Source organism: Occallatibacter riparius (assembly GCF_025264625.1).
Lineage (GTDB): Bacteria > Acidobacteriota > Terriglobia > Terriglobales > Acidobacteriaceae > Telmatobacter > Telmatobacter riparius.
Window position 1 is genome coordinate 5,090,279 of sequence record NZ_CP093313.1, and the last position, 16,708, is coordinate 5,106,986.

Below are 16,708 nucleotides of genomic sequence, written 5' to 3' on the forward strand. Positions count from 1 at the left end.
GCGAGGTTAGGGCTGGGCCTTCCGCTACGTGCCCGCTTGCCGTTTGAATTGGAAGCCCTGGATTCTTCCGGCGTCGAGCACGAATCCGGTTACGCGATGGGCAGAATCGCGCGTAAAGCGAAGAGTGCCGATCTGGCCGGCGAAGACGTCCTGCACGGTGGGGCGCAGCAGATCGGGCTTGTGTTTCATGCGAAGGAGGGCGAGTTTGCCGTCGCGCACTTCGAATCTGTACACCGGGTCGATTTCATCGCTCACGTAAGCGCCACCGTACTCGGCGAGCTGCGCGGGAGTTGGGTCAACCGCCTGCACCCACTCGTAGGTGTCGGGCTTCCCTCCGTCCCAGGACTGCTCCAGCTTTGCCGGCTTGGTACCTGAGGCGGCAACGAAGTGCAGGTCCATGTGCTCGCTCCAGGGAACGCCGTCGACGCGGAAATGGGATTCGGCCAGCGGTTTCAAGGGGTGATACTCGTCTCCCCCGAAATCGAGCTGGAGCGTGTTGTCCTTCAGAACAATTCTCTGGTAGTCGTTGTCGTCTTTCTTCCAGTAGGTTCCGGCTACAGCTTTCATCTGCTCGGCTGTGAGAGCGACTGGCCCGGTGGGTTTGGGAGTGGTCGCTGCGGCCGGAGAGGGAGTGGGTTCCTTGATGTCTTTGGCGAGGACGATTTCGGCGACCTGGCGGGTGAGGGCACCGGGGTTCGCGTCGGCGCGATTGCACAATGCCGTAGCGGTGAAGTGCTGCTGGGGGAAGCGCACCATGTCGGAGCGATATCCGGCGTCGGCTCCGCCGTGACCGACTGTTGGCAGACCCTTGTAGGTGCCGATGGAGAGACCCGAAGCATAGTCCTGCTTTTTGCCGCTGTTCAGGATGCCCGGCTCCAGCATCTGCTTCACGAATTCCGGCCCACCCACGCGCGGGTTATAAAAGTTCTCGTCCCACAACAGGAGGTCCTGGACCGTGGTGTGCAGGCTGGTGGCGCCGGTGGTGTCGAAGTTGGTCAGGCTCATGCGGTAGGGCTTGCCCTCGCCGTCCTGCTCGTAGCCGAGAGCGTCATGCTTGATGACCTCTTCGTGATCGTCGCGGAAATGCGTGTTCTTCATACCCAGCGGTTCGAAGATATTCTTCGTCGTGTATTCGCGCAGGGACACGCCGCTTACGCGCTTCACGACAAGCGCCAGCAGGGTGAATCCCGTGTTGCTGTAGAGGAACTTCTCGCCCGGCTTGAAGTTCAGCGCCTTCTGATGAACCATCACGGACATGACGTCGTCGTCGGTGATGAGATCCTGCGAGTAGCGCCATCCGGCAAGCCCCAGCAGGGCCCACTGATCGCGCAGGCCGCTGGTGTGGTGCATGAGATGCCGCAGAGTGATGCGCTCGCCGAAGTCCGGCAGCTCTGGAATGTATTTGTGTATGTCGTCGTCGAGGGAAAGCTTGCCTTGCTGAGCAAGGAGGATGATGGACGCCGCGGTGAACTGCTTGGACATTGAAGCGACGTGAAATACCGTTGATGGCGTGATGGTTACGTCATCGTTCAGGTTGGACATTCCATAGCCATGCTCGTAGATGATCTGGCCGTTTTGATAAACGCCGAGGGCGCAGCCGGGCGAGTCTGGCCGGTTCCATTGATCGAAGAGTTTGTCGATCTTTGCGCCCGTCTCTGGGGGAAGAGCCTGCGCGTGCGACAGGGCTGAAGTGAAGAGGATTCCACTAAGCGCCAAGGCTGAACGTGACGTCATCATGCAGTGTCCCTCCGGAGTACGAGCGCATTATACGGGCTTGCGCGGCGGCCGGAATGGGGTGTGCGGTGTGAGCTACGTCACGCGCGGGAGGGTTTCAGGTAGTTTATTGTCCGATGAAATGACCACAACTTTGGCGAACCTGGGTGGTGCGGCCGTGCAGCCGCTGGATGAGGACCGGTTGGCGTGGCTGGCGATGGCTCTAACCCCGGGGCTGGGCCCGCGACGCATTGTGGAAGCGATGCGCAACCTGGAGCCGGCGGGCAGTTTGTTCGAGTTGCCGCTCACGGGGCTCGAGGCGTTGCAGCTTCCGGCGCCGGCGGCTCAGTTCATCTTTGATGGAAAGGCGCGAAGAGCGGCTGAACAGGAGTGGGAAACCGCGGCGCAGGCGAGCGCGGCGATTGTGACGGTGGGATGCGCGGCGTATCCCGAGCGGCTGCGTGAGATCTATGATCCGCCGCCGGTGCTGTGGGCGAGGGGAGATGTGTCGCTGCTGGCGAGGCCGTCGCTGGCGATCGTGGGGACACGGCATCCGTCGCCTTACGGGTCGGGCGTGGCGGAGATGATTGCGCGCGATCTGAGCGCGCGACGACTGCTGATCGTCAGTGGAATGGCACGCGGCATCGACACGAGCGCGCATAAGGGCGCGATAGCAGCGCGCATGCCCACGATTGCGGTGTGGGGAACGGGCATCGACGTGGTCTATCCCAAGGAGAACAGGAGACTTGCTGAGCAGATTCTGGAACTGGGCGGAGCGATTGTGAGCGAGGTGCCGATGGGGACGTTTCCGGCTCCGCAGAATTTCCCACGGCGCAACCGGATCATCAGCGGCGTGAGCATTGGCGTGCTGGTAGTTGAGGCTAGCGAGAACTCCGGAACGCGCGTGACGGCGCGGTGCGCGGAGGAGCAGAACCGCGACGTGTTTGCGATTCCCGGCAACGTGACCAGCAAGAATTCGTGGACGCCTAACACGCTGATAAAGCAGGGCGCAAAGCTGGTCGCGAGCTGGGAGGACGTATGGGAGGAACTTCCTTCCGACGTGCGCATCCAATTGGAAGGCGAGAAAGGCGTTGCATCCGAAGCGGCCCCGGGCGCATCTTTGTTGGCGGACCCGCCGTTGCGGCCCGAAGAGGCCATGGTGATGGAACATCTGCGAGCTGACGAGTCGCTGCAGATCGATGAAATTCTCTCGCTCCTCGAAACACAACTGACCTCGAGCGAAGTGTTTACCGCTCTGTTCGAACTGGAAATGGCGGGGCGCGTGCGCCAGTTACCGGGGAAGAATTATGTGCGGGTGTTGTGAAAGGTGATTCCGGCTCCCTTCCTGTTTTCTTTTACGCGAAAGAAATTTTTTAGTCGCCGTGAGAACCGCTTGCAAGCCTCGTGTTTGCAGCGTGAAGGGGGCATGCAAGTGCAGCGGATTCGCGGCAGAGGGGCGGAAGGAGAGTTGATGAAAGTTTGCAAGACTGCACGAATTACGCGTACTCTCGCGGGAAGCGAACACGGCAGAATGCGGTGCACAGACTGGAAACGCAAGCGGCTTCCATGATAGTTTCCAAATTTCACGGCCAACTCAGGAAGTAAAGGCCAGGGCCCTTGGTTTCGTGCGGCCTTGAAACCTTGAGCCGCCCAGCGTAATCACAAGAGAGACCAAATCCTCACAAACGAGTCAAATGGCCGCGTGGGGTGGTTGCAGTAATAAGGATGGCAATGAGCAAATCACTGGTGATCGTCGAGTCGCCTGCTAAAGCGAAGACGATTGGAAAATATCTTGGCAAGGACTTCGAAGTGCTCGCCAGCGTGGGGCACATCATGGACCTGCCCAAAAACGATCTGGGCGTTGAGCTGAAGAAGCGGACGTTCGAGCCTACGCTGATTGTGTCTCCGGGCAAGGAGAAGGTCGTGGGCCAGTTGCGCAAAGCTGCGTCGAAGGCCGACCAGATTTTCCTGGCGCCTGACCCTGACCGCGAAGGCGAGGCCATTGCGTACCACCTGCTTCTGCAGCTCGGAACCTCGGGCAACGAAAAGAAGAAGATTCACCGCGTCACCTTCAACGAGATCACGAAGAAGGCCGTGCAGGACGCGTTCCAGCATGCACGCGACGTGGATCAGAACCTTGTAGACGCGCAGCAGACGCGCCGCGTGCTCGATCGCCTGGTGGGCTATCAGATTTCACCGCTGCTGTGGGATAAGGTGCGCCGCGGACTTTCCGCAGGGCGCGTGCAGACAGTGGCCGTGCGGCTGATTGTGGAACGCGAGCGCGAGATTGGCGCGTTCAAGCCGGTTGAGTACTGGACGCTGGATGCATTTTTGCACCCTGAGAAGCAGGCGAACGGCAGCTTCAAGGCGCGGTTTGTCGGCATCAATGGCGAGCCGGCGCGCGTTGCCAATGGCAAGGACAAGGACGGCAGGGATCAGTTCATCGCGAACGCGTTGCCTGACAAGAAGCAGATGGACGAGGTGGTGGCGGCGCTCGGCGATGCGAAGTGGTCAGTCGTGTCGGTTGAATCGCAGCAGAAGCAGCGGCGGCCGCTAGCTCCGTTCATCACCAGCCAGTTGCAGCGCGATGCAGCCAGCAAGCTTGGCTACAACGTGCGGCGCACGATGGGCGTGGCACAGCGTTTGTATGAAGGCGTGGAGATTGGATCGGAAGGCCCAGTGGGCCTGATCACTTACATGCGTACCGACTCGCCGCGCGTAGCGCCGGAAGCCAAGCTGAGCGCGCGGGAATGGATTGCGAAGAACCTGGGCCCGCAGTATCTGCCCGCTACACCGAATGAGTATCGCGGGAAGAAAGATGCGCAGGACGCGCACGAAGCGATTCGCCCGACGGATGCATCGCGGACGCCGGAGTCGCTGGCGAAGTTTCTGACGGATGAGCAGTTGAAGCTGTATCGCCTGATCTGGCAGCGCTTTGTTGCGTCGCAGATGACGCCGGCGCAGTTCGATGTGACCACGGCGAAGATTGCGGCGGTATCGCAGAAGAACAGCAAGACTTACGACTTCCGCGTGAGCGGATCTGTACTGCGCTTCGATGGCTTCCTCAAGGTCTATGAGGCGTTCGAAGACAAGAACAACGATGACGAGGATGAAGCGAAGAACAAGCTGCCGAATCTCGACGGAGTGAAGGCTCTGGCGTTGGAGAAGCTGGAGCCGGAAGACCACTTCACATCGCCGCCTCCGCGCTACAACGAAGCGTCGCTGGTGAAGGTTCTGGAAGAGCGAGGCATCGGCAGGCCGTCGACTTATGCGTCGATTATTTCGACCATCCAGGATCGTGAGTACGTGACGAAGATTGCAGGGCGGTTCTATCCGACGGAGATCGGCATGGTGGTTTGCGATCTGCTGGTGGAGAGCTTCCCGTACATCTTTGACACGCAGTACACGGCGCGGCTTGAGGAAGAGCTTGACGACATCGAAGACGGCAAGGAGAAGTGGACGACGCTGCTGAACGGCTTCTACGACCACTTCGAAGACGAGCTGAACCACGCCGACAAGAAGATGCGCAACATCAAGCGCATGGAGCAGATGACGGACGAGAAGTGCGATCTTTGCGGATCGCCTCTGCTGTTGAAGTGGGGCAAGTTCGGCAGCTTCTATGCGTGCTCGGCTTACAACAAGAAGGATCCGACGAGCTGCACGTTCACCAAGGAGAACACGGCCAACAAGCCGGATCTGAATACGCCGGAGGCCGAAGGCGCAGCCGAGCAGGATGAGTACTGCGAGAACTGCGGCAAGGTGATGGTGTTGCGGCGCGGACCGTTCGGCATGTTCATGGCGTGCCCGGACTACAACGCCGATCCGCCGTGCAGGACGTTCCGCAAGCTTACGTCGAAGCAGCAGCAGAAGCAGAGCGCTCCGCAGCCGACGGGTGAAGACTGCCCGCAGTGCGGCAAGCCGTTGGTGCTGCGCCAGGGCGCGTATGGCGAGTTCGTATCGTGCTCGGGATATCCCAAGTGCAAGTACGTGAAGCAGAACATCATTGAGGGCATGAAGTGCCCGAAGTGCGGCACCGGCGATATTGCCGAGCGCAAGGCGAAGCGCGGCAACATCTTCTGGGGATGCACGAACTATCCCAAGTGCGACTTCACGTCGAACTACAAGCCTGTGCCGGAGAAGTGCCCGGAATGCGGCAGTGCTTATCTGCTTGAGAAGACGCTGAAGAGCGGCATCTACCTTGAATGCCCGAACAAGAAGGCGAGCAAGGAAGAGGCGCCTGCGCCGAAGAAGAAGGGCAAGAAGGCCGCCGCTGAAGTAGAGCAGGGAACTGGCACGTGTCACTTCTCGAAGCGCATCGGGGATGCGCCGCCACCACCTACGGCCGAGACGCACGGGCCGGTGGTGGATGGCGCAGAGAAGAAGCACGAGCTGCTGCCGGCGTAAAAAGCAGGGAACAGGATGCGGCAGTAGATCGTGCCTGTTCCCTGATCCTTTTTGCCTGATTGAAGTCAGTCGCGCTCGGCGTTCTAACGCGCGAAGCAGGCTTGATCCGTTACCATGGGCAGCGGAGAGTCAGAAATGGAACGGATGCCCATGGAAAGTTCGCTGGCGACGCCGGCTGATGCCGAAATCATTCTCAAGCTCTACGATCTGCGGCGCGAAGAGTTGATGCGCAAGGCGCGCGCATGGGTCATCGGCGAGTTCTGGCCTTCTACCGCAGAGGAATATTTCGCCACCGCGATGAATCCGGCAGATCCTCACAACGCCTATGTGCGCCAGGTGATCGGCTACTGGGAAATGGCCGCGGCGCTGGTGTTGCACGGGACTGTTTCGGCGGAGCTTTTTGTTGACTGCAACAACGAGGGCTTCCTGCTTCTGGCGAAGTTCGAGCCGATCATCGACGGAATCCGGGAACGGAGCCCGATGTTCATGGCGCGCACAGCGGATCTGGTCAAGCGCTTTCCATCAGCGGCGGCGCGGATGGAGGTCGTGAGGAAGATGACGGACGGCATGCGGGCGCGCATGAAGGCGGCTGCAGCGTCGCGACAGGCAGAGGCGTTGAAGGCGTAGGCGCGCGGTCCTTTGCCGGGTCGACAATCGGCGAAGCCCCTTTACCGCGCGGCAATACCGGCTTTTTGGATTGGCTTGCCTAAATTGACAGGCTGATGGATGATGGTAGCGGTAAAAGAACTCCCCAATTTACCGGAGGTCGTAAATGAAGCGTATCTTTGCTTTGCTGTTGGCGGCAGGTGCATTGTCTGCGGTTTCGGCCAGCGCGGCTGACTCAAGCTCGATGAACGGCTGGATTTCGGACTCGATGTGCGGCGCGAAGCATGCCGGCAGCGGCGCAGCCTGCGTGAAGAAGTGCGTTGAAGGCGGCATGCAGCCCGTGTTCGTCTCCGAAAAGGACAAGTCTGTCCTGACGATCGACAACCCCGACACCGTGAAGGAGTACTACGGCAGCAAGGTCACCGTTAAGGGCACGGTGGGGGGAGACGGCAAGAGCGTTCACATCGACTCGGTAACTGCAGCCAAGTAGGTACTCTCCGGATTCGGATCGAACTCCCGGACGTCGCGCTCCGAGCCGATTTCTGCTACTGTCATATGGATTGTGGCGACCCGCGGCCGAACACAGCCGCGGGGGCTGCACATCGTCGGGCCGGTCTAGCCGGCGCGACGAAAAACTGTGCGAAGTGGAAACTTCAATGGCTCGAGCAACTTGGAACGGCAAGGTGATTGCCGAAAGCGATCAGACCGAGGAAGTGGAAGGGAACGTTTACTTTCCTGAATCGAGTCTCAAGCGGGAGTACTTCCGCCCCAGCTCCACCACCTCAACCTGCCCGTGGAAGGGGCAGGCCCGTTACATGAGCCTGCTGATCGACGGGCAGGACAATCCCGACGCAGCCTGGTACTATCCTGATCCCAAGCCCGCAGCGCGCAAGATCAAAGGCCATGTGGCCTTCTGGCGCGGCGTCGAAATTGAGAAATAGCGCGGCGCTGCTTGCGGCAGCTCTTGCCGGGGTCTTGGCGATCGGTGCGAGCGGCTGCGGGCATCGCGACCCGGTACCACCGCCATCTTCGGCTACCGCGCCTACCCTTCAGGGCGATGCAGTCCACCCGGGGCAGACCAGCGGCTGGGTGGATACCAAGCTATATTTCGGCTTGGGGCCAGCGGATCATCCGGAGCAGGGAATCAGCGAAGCGAAATGGCGGGAGTTCCTGGACCGCGAGGTCACGCCGCGCTTTCCTGATGGGCTAAGTGTGCTGGACGTCTATGGCCAGTGGCTCAGCAAAGGCCAGACCGTGCCGGAGCGGCTGCATACCAAGATGCTGGTGATCTACTACGCCGATTCAGCCGAGAATCGCGGCAAAATCGATGGGATTCGCGCGGCGTGGAAGAAGATGACGGGGGATCAGTCCGTGCTGCGAGTGACCGAGCCGGCGGACGTGTCGTTCTAAAAACAGTGGTCAGTCAGTCATCAGTGATCAGCTGTGAGGGATGGGGCGGAATGACGCGACCAGGGCGTTGATGTCGGCCTGCGTGACTTTGCGGGAGTCCGGCGGCGAGGTTATCGTCAGCTCGTAACGCCGGCCGTTCACGTCGAATAACTCCAAGGTGACCTGGAACGGAGCGATGGCGTGATCGCTGAACTGAAAGCCACGCAGTTCCTCATTCTCTATCTTGTATGTGACGGATCCGCGCTGTAGGTTCAGCTCTTTCATGGCCAACAGATAGCCCAGTCGCGCTGAACCCGAGCGGTCCCACCAGTGGATCTGCTCCGGCGTCGCATTGAGTTCGGCGGCCAATGAGTTATACCCATGATTTACAAAGATGAGTCCGAGGTCGTGGACACTGACACGCTTTGGGTCGATGGTTTGCGCTGAGTCGGACTTGCTCACCGGCTCGAATGCGGTGAGTATCGGGCCATCGTTCCACAGGAAAATGGTGGCGTGTTTCAGGTCTTTGCGCGTGTCCACCTTACCCCAGGGAGATTGAAAGGAATACTCGAATGCTCGCAGCCGCTCCGGATCGACAGGGGAGCGATCCGTGTCGTGTAGACGTGCCGGTTCGACATGCAGGGCGAGCATGTGGCTTCCGATTTGTCGCGCGGAGTACCAAGGCTGCAGATACCAAGCCAACAAAACTGGAAAGGGAACGATCACGCACAGGGCTGTGAACACCCGCGTCCACCGGAGTTTCCACCATGAGTGGTGCGGATCGGCCGGCGTGATCGGGTCTGTCATGCGCTCGTGGTGTAGCCGAGGCCGGTGAGCACTCCGCGCTGGTAGGCGATGCTCTCGATGACGCCGGGCATGGGGTCATCGGCTTTGATTTCGTATTCGAGGTCGACGAAGCCCTTGTAGCCGGTGATGATGAGTGCCTGAAAGATTTCGCGCACGGGCATCTTGCCTGCGCCCACGGAGACCTGGCTCTCTTTGTCGGTGAAGCTGGCCAGATCCTTCATGTGCATGTTGAAGAGGCGCGGGCCGACGGCGCGGATGGCTTCGACAACATCAGTGCCGGCGCGGACGGTGTGGCCTACGTCGATGCAGCAGCCAATGCGCTGGTCGAGGCCCTTGATGTCCTTGAGGATGTCGAGCGGGCTGGGCCAGAGCTTGTCCTCAGGGCCGTGGTTGTGGATGGCGATGCGGATGTCGTATTCCTTCGCGAAGGACTCGATTTTGGGCAGGGTCTCGGGGGTTGGGTCGCCGGCCACGATGACGGGAATGCCTGCGCGCTTTACATATTCGAACTGGGCGCGGACGTCAGCCTCTTCGTTCTTGCGGAAGTAAATGGCGCCGGCGGCGTGCAGGTGGATGCCATTGGCCTTGTAGTCGTCGACGGCGGCCTGCTCCTGGGTTGGGTCGGTGGGCAGATGATCCTTCACGTCCTTGGCGTTCAGCTCTGAGATGTGGAGCTGCTTGAGGAAGGGGATCATCTGGGCGCGCGTAAAGTTGCGAAAGGTGTAGCTGCAGAGGCCGAGGCGAATGGGTGATGGCTTGCCGGTTTCGGCCTTGGGCTCGGCGAAGGAGGGCAGCGCGGTGGCTGCGGCGGCGAGTGCGGAGGACTGGAGGAGCTTGCGGCGAGAGAGGGTCGGTGTCATGAGTGTTTACTCTTATGGTTCGGTAGTTCTGGGTGTTTTAGCCGAAAGCCTGCCGGTGCTCTGGATTGCTTTCGCGGAATGCAGGTCCTTTGATTGCGCGCTTCGCGCCCCGTTCAGGATGGCAAATCCGGAATGGAGCGCGGTGGCGGCTTGGAGGTTCAAACGGTCGGTGCCCAGCCTTTCTCGTAGGTGCGGCCCCAGTGCTTCATTGCTTCGGCATCATTCTTGATTTTTGCGTCTGCGGTGTCGAGCGAGAGGACGCGGTTCGTTTCCCAGGCCACGTTCGAGAGCTGCAGCATTGTTACCGCGACGTTGCCGATCTCGATGGGGGCGTGAAGCTTCTCGCCGGACTTGACCGCAGCGATGAAGTTGGCGAAGTGGCGGTCGGTCATGGAGTCGCGGCCGGTGAGGTCGGCTGATGAGGTCTGTTCCTTCTGTGCTCTCACCTCGCCGGTCTTCTTGCCTTTCCAGTCGTAGGTCTCGTAGCCGTCGCGGTCGACGATCACGGAGCCTTCGGTACCGAGGATCACGGAACCGCGGTCGCGATTGTAGGTGCGCATTCCCTGGCAGCTATTGCCTTCCCAGGTGATCATCTTGCCGCCGGTCGCGCCGACCGCAGGGTAGTTGAAGTTGGTGATCAGGGTGTCGTAGAACTGCCAGTCGTCCTTGTATTGATAGCGGCCGCCCTGTGCGCTCACGGTCTCGGGGTAATCCACGCCGAGTGCCCAGCGGCAGACATCGACTTCATGGGTGCCGTTGTTGAGCGTTTCGCCTGTGCCCCAGACGCGGAACCAGTGCCAGTTGTATGGCTGCACGTTGTCCTTGTATTCCTGGCGCGGCGCGGGCCCCTGCCAGAGGTCCCAGTCGAGCTGTGCCGGTACAGGCGCCGGCTTGCCCACACCAATGGACTTGCGGGTGTTCGCGTACCAGGCCTTGGCGAGGTAGGGCGTGCCGATTGCGCCGGAGTGAATCTTGTCGATGATCTCGATGGTGTGCGGCGAGGAGCGCTGCTGCGTGCCCATCTGCACCTTCTTGCCGTATTTGCGCACGGCCTGAAGCAGCATCGCGCCTTCAGCGGGATTGTGGCTGCAGGGCTTTTCGAGATACACATGCTTGCCCGCCTTGAGGCCGAGGATCGCCAGAGGCGTGTGCCAGTGATCGGGCGTTGCGATGGTGATGGCGTCGACGTCTTTCTTCGCGAGAATGTTGCGGAAGTCGCGCTCTGCGGCTGCGGGTTCGCCCATCTCCTGCTGTGTGGCGTCGGCGAACTTTTTCAGTGTCTCCGAATCCACGTCGCACACGTAGGTGATGCGCGCGGAGCTTTTATTGGCTTTGAGCGACGAGAGATGTGCGTAGGCGCGGCTGCGCACGCCAATGACGGCGAAGTTGAGCCGATCGTTGGCGCCCATGATCTGTCCGTAGGATTTTGCAGTTGAGCTGATAGCAAGTCCGGCAGTGCCGATTGCGAGCGTGTCGAGGAATTCACGCCGAGTAACCAAGGTGTTGCCTCCCATGGGAATCTAGAGTTGAAGCGAAGAAAAGCGCGGTTGAAGAGCGGTTGCGCAGCGCATTTTCCGACCAGAGAATCTTACTCTGTCGAGGCGCGGGAGGGTGGCGATCAGGAGATCGCCACGACAGCCGGTCAGGAGACCGGCGCTACAAATTCATCGACACAAAACAGAAAGAGCATCCGGGACTGCGATCCGGATGCTCTCTTGTTTTAAGTGCTATTGTGCTTAGGCTTCGGTGCCGTGGCACTTCTTGTACTTCTTGCCGGAGCCGCAGGGGCAGGGGTCGTTGCGGCCGACCTTGTCGCCGGTACGGCGCTGGCTGGGCTGGCTGGCGGCTGAGCCTCCGGCCATGCTGGCGTGCGCAAGCTCGCGCTGCTTCTTCTTCGCGAACTCCTTCTCCAACTGGTCGATGGTTGTCTGCGGTGCGCGCGTAGGAACGGGAATCTCGCGCGGCGCTTCCAGCACCGGGGCGCGATGTCCATCGCCAGGAGCGGGCCGAGCAGCAGAGGCTACGGGCGGCGCTGCCGGCACTTCGCGGCGAGGCTGCGGAGCGGCGTTCACAGGCTGGCCGTCCGGTCCGATGATCTGCATGCGGAACAGGAAGCGCACGGTGTCTTCCTGGAACTTCAGCATCATCGCTTCGAACATGTCGAACGATTCGCGCTTGTATTCGACGAGCGGGTCGCGCTGCGCATAGCCGCGCAACCCGATGCCTTCCTTCAGGTGATCCATGGAGAGGAGGTGATCTTTCCAGAGACCGTCCATGACACTGAGCATGACCATGCGTTCGTGATAACGCATGGTGGGCGCGCCGAGGATGTTCTCCTTGGCTTCGTATTCCTGCTTCAGGCGCTCGAAGATTTCGTCGCCGAGTTCGTGGCGCGCCAATTCCAGTGGCTTGATGCCCGCTGCTTCGAGGCTTACGCCGAACTGGCCCATCAGTTTTTCCTGCAGGCCCTTGATGTTCCACTGGTCCGCGTGCTTGTCTTCGGGGGCAAACTCGTCGAGCGAACTTGAAAGGATGCCTCCGACGTAGTCTTCCAGGATGAGCTCGCGCTGATCGACGCCTTCGAGAAGCTGGCGGCGAAGACCGTAGACCGCCTCGCGCTGCTTGTTCATGACGTCGTCGTACTCGAGAACGTGTTTGCGGGATTCGAAGTTCTGGGATTCGACGGCCTTCTGCGCGGCCTCAATGCGGTTGGAGATCATGCGCGACTCGATCGGCACGCCCTCTTCCATACCGAGACGCTCAAGCAGCGTGGAAACCCACTGCTTGGCAAAGATGCGCATGAGGTCGTCTTCAAGCGAGAGGAAGAAGCGTGAGGCGCCGGGATCGCCCTGGCGTCCGGCGCGTCCGCGCAACTGGTTGTCGATGCGGCGTGACTCGTGGCGCTCGGTGCCAAGGATGAAGAGGCCGCCGGCCTCGATGACTTGGGCGTGTTCCTGCGCGGCCGCTTCCGCGTGAATCTTGTTTACCTCGGCCCAGTCGGTCTCGGAGACTTCGAACTCCTGGCCTTGGTAGTAGAAGCGCAGGAAGCCCGCGGGGGCCATGGGGTTGATCTTGCCTTCGCCTGCGCTGAGCGCACGCGCGTTGTTCTGCTTGACGAGCTGCTGGCGAGTCATGAAGTCGGCGTTGCCGCCGAGCAAAATGTCGGTTCCGCGGCCTGCCATGTTGGTGGCGATGGTGACGCGGCCCAGCTTGCCGGCCTGGGCTACAATCTCGGCTTCACGCTCATGGAACTTGGCGTTGAGCACGACGTGCGGCACGCCTTTGCGTTGCAGAATCGCTGAGAGGCGCTCCGACTTTTCGATAGACGTGGTGCCGACGAGAGCGGGCTGCTTTTTCTCGTACAGCTCGGCGATGTTATCGGCAACGGCCGTGTACTTTTCTTTCTCGGTGCGATAGACGACGTCGGAGTTCTCGACGCGCAGAAGAGGCTTGTTCGTCGGTATGACAACGATTTCGAGCTTGTAGATCTTCTCGAATTCGGCGGCCTCAGTTTCGGCCGTGCCTGTCATACCGCTCAGCTTTTGATAGAGGCGGAAGTAGTTCTGGAAGGTGATGGTCGCCAGCGTCTGGTCTTCCTTGCGGACCTGCACGCCTTCCTTGGCTTCGATGGACTGGTGCAGCCCATCGCTCCAGCGGCGCCCTGGCATCAGGCGGCCAGTGAAGGTGTCGACGATGATGACTTCGCCGTCCTTCACGACGTAGTCAACGTCGCGCTTGTACAGGGCATGTGCTTTGATCGCCGTTTCGACAAAGTGCTTGAGATCCCAGTTTTCTGCGTCGGCAATGTTGTCGATGTTGAGCTCTCGCTCGATGCTGACCCAGCCTTCGTCCGTGACGCCAATGGTACGATGCTTCTCGTCCACTACGTAGTCGCCGGTGAACGTTTTGCCTTCCAGCGTCTCGGTTTCTTCGCCCTTGACCAGCTTGGGAATGATTCCCTTCACGCGCTGGTACTTGTCGGTGGTCTGGTCCGTTGGGCCCGAGATGATGAGTGGCGTACGCGCTTCGTCGATGAGGATCGAGTCGACTTCGTCGACGATAGAGTAGTAGTGCCCGCGCTGCACGCAGTCCTTGATATCGAACTTCATGTTGTCGCGGAGGTAGTCGAAGCCGAACTCGTTGTTGGTACCGTAGGTGATGTCGGCGCCATAAGCCGCGCGGCGCTCGTCGTCGCTCAGATCGTGCACGATGACACCGACGGTGAGGCCGAGGAACTCGTAGATCTTGCCCATCCACTCGGCGTCGCGCTTGGCCAGGTAGTCGTTGACCGTGACGACGTGGACGCCGCGCCCGGCGAGCGCGTTGAGATAGCAGGCAAGGGTGGCGACCAGCGTTTTGCCTTCGCCGGTCTTCATTTCGGAAATTTTGCCGTGGTGCAGAACCATGCCGCCGATGAGCTGCACGTCGAAGTGGCGCATTTTGACCGTACGCCAGCCGGCCTCGCGAACCACGGCGAAGGCTTCGGGCAGGATCTCGTCGAGCGCCGCGCGCTCCGCCTGCTTAATGGCGTCGGGGTCGGTCAGCCCTTCCAGGCGCTGGGCGATGCGTGTCTTGAACTCGGCTGTCTTGGCCTTCAACTGCTCGTCTGACAGTTCTTTCGTAGCCGGCTCTAACGCGTTGATGCTGTTCACAATGGGAATCAGCTTCTTGATCACGCGCTCGTTGGCCGTGCCGAATACTTTCGTAAATGCCTTATCGAAAAACACAGAATTCTCCGTTTACCAGTGTAAATGCCGTGTGTTCTGCACCGACGGACGAACGAGCCGTCCGTGGGTTCCGGTTTTTGCGCCAGGCTCGCTCATTCCAGCTTCCAGATGAGGCGGTCGACGGGCTCGCCCCGGCGAATGCTCCGCAATTGGCGAAGGAAGCGACGGATTGGCGATTCGGGTTCGCCGCTGTCGTCTTCGTCCTGCTGCTCCTGCTGTTGAGTTTGTGCCGTTGCGGCCAGTTCCAGCCGGGGGTGGTAGAACATTGAAAAATAAAGGAATGTCGCTCCGAGAGCGTAAGCGGCGCCGGTGCGGCGGACACTCTTTCGGGCGCGAGCTTTGGGGTCGAAGTGCAGACGCAGGCCTTGCAGAAAAGCAAGCAGCACCAGCGCAACGATGCACACGAGCGGGGCAGACAGGAACAGGGTTCCAAGCCATTGCATTAGAGTTCACTCCTCTGAGTAGAAGGGTTCGCGACAGGTCTGATTTACAGCAGGGCAAACCGGCCCATGAACTGCGATCAGAAGGCGAAGCGACTAGAGGAGTTGTGCTGGAGGAGGCCGCTGGAAGAGCGCGGGGATCGCCGGCGCCGCAAACTGCCGGCCAAGAGAAAGGGAACTGAGCGGTGACAGAAGACCGAAGGGCAGAAGCAGGCCGACAAACAGAATCGGCAGCAGTTCCAGCCACATGCCGGAGTTCGTGCTTGTAGAGGAAAGAGCCCGGGCCGCCGCGACCGATCCCTTGTGAATCTGTGCGGTTTCTGCGGCTTGCGCCTGGTGGTCCGTCGCCAGATACACCAGCACCGGATTGGCATAGACTCGCGCCAGCTCGAAGCCGGACTCGGCGCGTGCCACGGTCGCAAGCGCGATCGCGGTGATCGCGACCCAGATCCATGCGTTCCTGTGGCGGTTCGGTGTCATCTATGCTTCCGTCTCATATTGTGCCATAAGTGCTGCGCTTCCGCTGCGCAACAAAGCCGCCGCGCTAGTTCTTGGGCTTTGTCGGTTAGACTCAGAAACACTTCGTTCGTTCCTTTCAGCCTTCCGACGGTTCCCCTGGAGAGTTAGATGCGACTCAAATGCTGGTTTGCGGCAAGTCTACTCCCGACTGCGGCATTGATTGCGCAGAGTGCTACCGTCACTCTCCCTGCGTCGCCGTCTACGGTGGTCTGGGGATACTACTCGGCGAAGGCGAAGCCCGTGATGACGGTCCACACCGGCGAGACCGTGCGCATCCAGACGCTTTCCACGTGCGGCCCGACCGAACGCATGGTTGCGGAAGGAGTCGCCACCGCTGACATCCCCGCCTACAACGCCGAAATCTACTCCCAGGTGAAGGACCGCGGTCCTGGCGGACACATTCTGACCGGGCCACTGGAGATCGCCGAGGCAGAACCCGGCGATGTGCTCGAAGTGCAGATTGTGAAGATCGACATCGATGTGCCTTTCGCGTGCAATGGATTCGGCGTGGGGCGCGGATTCCTGCCGAACGATTTCCCGTACAGCCGCCGCAAGATCATCCCGCTCGACCGCGAAAAGATGGTCGCGAAGTTCGCACCCGGCATCGAAATCCCGCTGCACCCGTTCTTCGGCAGCATGGGCGTGGCGCCGCCTGATTCCGCCGCCCGCTATGACAGCGCACCGCCATGGATGCACGGCGGCAACATGGATAACAAGGAACTGGTCGCGGGAATCACGCTTTACCTGCCGGTGCATGCCAAGGGGGCGCTCTTTGAAGTGGGCGACGGCCACGCGGGGCAGGGAAATGGCGAGGTCGATATCACCGCACTGGAGACATTCCTCTCCGGTACTTTTCGCTTCGTCGTCCACAAAGACAGGCACTTGCTGTGGCCGCGCGCTGAAACGCCGACCAGCTACATCAGCATGGGGTTCAGTCCTGATCTCAAGGAAGCTACTACGCTCGCGGTTCGCGACATGATCAACTTCCTGGTTGACGAAAAGCACCTCTCGCGCGACGAAGCCTACATGCTAACCAGCGTTGCAGTCGACGTCGACATCACGCAGCTTGTGGATGGCAACGTCGGCGTGCACGCGATGTGTCCGAAGTCGATCTTCAAGCAGTGAGCTGACTGCGATCAATCCGGGGCGGCGCACGCAGATGCGCCGTAGTATCCTTCAAAGCAATCACCGGACATCCGGTTTGCAGCCGTGTTCCGCAAGGGCCTTCTTCGCGCCTGTACGC

Annotated in this window: 14 protein-coding genes; 7 read left to right on the forward strand and 7 right to left on the reverse strand. The window is 60.4% G+C overall.

The window, feature by feature from the left end; translation table 11 throughout:
* Window positions 1–24: 24 nt before the first annotated feature.
* Complete coding sequence (locus MOP44_RS20725; RefSeq protein ID WP_260792306.1) at window positions 25–1,737, reverse strand: serine hydrolase domain-containing protein; 1,713 nt, start codon at window positions 1,735–1,737, stop codon at window positions 25–27.
* A gap of 118 nt (window positions 1,738–1,855) precedes the next feature.
* Between MOP44_RS20725 and dprA the strand changes: the two genes are divergently transcribed.
* The 6 genes from dprA (at window position 1,856) to MOP44_RS20755 (ending at window position 8,133) form a co-directional block, all read left to right on the forward strand.
* Entirely contained in the window at window positions 1,856–3,037 is a 1,182-nt protein-coding gene (gene dprA / locus MOP44_RS20730) for a DNA-processing protein DprA (protein WP_260792307.1), read from the forward strand.
* Window positions 3,038–3,444: 407 nt separating this feature from the next.
* The gene (gene topA / locus MOP44_RS20735; RefSeq protein WP_260792308.1) at window positions 3,445–6,117 is read left to right on the forward strand and encodes a type I DNA topoisomerase; all 2,673 of its coding nucleotides are present in this window, start codon (window positions 3,445–3,447) and stop codon (window positions 6,115–6,117) included.
* Window positions 6,118–6,252: 135 nt separating this feature from the next.
* The gene (locus MOP44_RS20740) at window positions 6,253–6,744 is read left to right on the forward strand and encodes a DUF4760 domain-containing protein (protein WP_260792309.1); all 492 of its coding nucleotides are present in this window, start codon (window positions 6,253–6,255) and stop codon (window positions 6,742–6,744) included.
* 145 nt (window positions 6,745–6,889) lie between these two features.
* The gene (locus MOP44_RS20745; protein WP_260792310.1) at window positions 6,890–7,213 is read left to right on the forward strand and encodes a hypothetical protein; all 324 of its coding nucleotides are present in this window, start codon (window positions 6,890–6,892) and stop codon (window positions 7,211–7,213) included.
* A 166-nt stretch (window positions 7,214–7,379) separates the two neighbouring features.
* The gene (locus MOP44_RS20750; RefSeq protein ID WP_260792311.1) at window positions 7,380–7,664 is read left to right on the forward strand and encodes a DUF427 domain-containing protein; all 285 of its coding nucleotides are present in this window, start codon (window positions 7,380–7,382) and stop codon (window positions 7,662–7,664) included.
* Window positions 7,654–8,133, forward strand: coding sequence for a DUF3574 domain-containing protein (locus tag MOP44_RS20755; protein ID WP_260792312.1), 480 nt, complete (start codon window positions 7,654–7,656; stop codon window positions 8,131–8,133). The genes MOP44_RS20750 and MOP44_RS20755 overlap by 11 nt, the downstream gene beginning before the upstream one ends.
* A 27-nt stretch (window positions 8,134–8,160) precedes the next feature.
* Here the strand turns inward: MOP44_RS20755 and MOP44_RS20760 are convergent, their stop codons facing one another.
* The 6 genes from MOP44_RS20760 to MOP44_RS20785 form a co-directional block, all read right to left on the reverse strand.
* Window positions 8,161–8,919, reverse strand: coding sequence for a hypothetical protein (locus MOP44_RS20760; RefSeq protein WP_260792313.1), 759 nt, complete (start codon window positions 8,917–8,919; stop codon window positions 8,161–8,163).
* On the reverse strand, window positions 8,916–9,779 hold the full coding sequence (locus MOP44_RS20765; protein WP_260792314.1) for a sugar phosphate isomerase/epimerase family protein: 864 nt from the start codon (window positions 9,777–9,779) through the stop codon (window positions 8,916–8,918). Before MOP44_RS20765 ends, MOP44_RS20760 begins: the two co-directional genes overlap by 4 nt.
* A 158-nt stretch (window positions 9,780–9,937) precedes the next feature.
* Window positions 9,938–11,278: a Gfo/Idh/MocA family protein gene (locus MOP44_RS20770; protein ID WP_260792315.1), complete on the reverse strand. Its 1,341-nt coding sequence runs from the start codon at window positions 11,276–11,278 to the stop codon at window positions 9,938–9,940.
* 237 nt (window positions 11,279–11,515) lie between these two features.
* The gene (secA, locus tag MOP44_RS20775; protein ID WP_260792316.1) at window positions 11,516–14,506 is read right to left on the reverse strand and encodes a preprotein translocase subunit SecA; all 2,991 of its coding nucleotides are present in this window, start codon (window positions 14,504–14,506) and stop codon (window positions 11,516–11,518) included.
* 92 nt (window positions 14,507–14,598) lie between these two features.
* Window positions 14,599–14,949, reverse strand: a complete 351-nt coding sequence (locus MOP44_RS20780) for a hypothetical protein (RefSeq protein ID WP_260792317.1) — start codon at window positions 14,947–14,949, stop codon at window positions 14,599–14,601.
* Window positions 14,950–15,042: 93 nt separating this feature from the next.
* Window positions 15,043–15,426: a hypothetical protein gene (locus MOP44_RS20785; protein WP_260792318.1), complete on the reverse strand. Its 384-nt coding sequence runs from the start codon at window positions 15,424–15,426 to the stop codon at window positions 15,043–15,045.
* 147 nt (window positions 15,427–15,573) lie between these two features.
* On the opposite strand from MOP44_RS20785, the gene MOP44_RS20790 reads away from it, so the two are divergent.
* A complete protein-coding gene (locus tag MOP44_RS20790) occupies window positions 15,574–16,590 on the forward strand; it encodes an acetamidase/formamidase family protein (protein ID WP_260792319.1) in 1,017 nt (338 codons plus the stop codon).
* Window positions 16,591–16,708 lie beyond the last annotated feature (118 nt).

Coding starts and splice junctions, on each gene's coding strand:
- MOP44_RS20725 (WP_260792306.1), bottom strand. CDS start 1,737: ATGATGACGTCACGTTCAGCCTTGGCGCTTAGTGGAATCCTCTTCACT.
- dprA (WP_260792307.1), top strand. CDS start 1,856: ATGACCACAACTTTGGCGAACCTGGGTGGTGCGGCCGTGCAGCCGCTG.
- topA (WP_260792308.1), top strand. CDS start 3,445: ATGAGCAAATCACTGGTGATCGTCGAGTCGCCTGCTAAAGCGAAGACG.
- MOP44_RS20740 (WP_260792309.1), top strand. CDS start 6,253: ATGGAACGGATGCCCATGGAAAGTTCGCTGGCGACGCCGGCTGATGCC.
- MOP44_RS20745 (WP_260792310.1), top strand. CDS start 6,890: ATGAAGCGTATCTTTGCTTTGCTGTTGGCGGCAGGTGCATTGTCTGCG.
- MOP44_RS20750 (WP_260792311.1), top strand. CDS start 7,380: ATGGCTCGAGCAACTTGGAACGGCAAGGTGATTGCCGAAAGCGATCAG.
- MOP44_RS20760 (WP_260792313.1), bottom strand. CDS start 8,919: ATGACAGACCCGATCACGCCGGCCGATCCGCACCACTCATGGTGGAAA.
- MOP44_RS20765 (WP_260792314.1), bottom strand. CDS start 9,779: ATGACACCGACCCTCTCTCGCCGCAAGCTCCTCCAGTCCTCCGCACTC.
- MOP44_RS20780 (WP_260792317.1), bottom strand. CDS start 14,949: ATGCAATGGCTTGGAACCCTGTTCCTGTCTGCCCCGCTCGTGTGCATC.
- MOP44_RS20785 (WP_260792318.1), bottom strand. CDS start 15,426: ATGACACCGAACCGCCACAGGAACGCATGGATCTGGGTCGCGATCACC.
- MOP44_RS20790 (WP_260792319.1), top strand. CDS start 15,574: ATGCGACTCAAATGCTGGTTTGCGGCAAGTCTACTCCCGACTGCGGCA.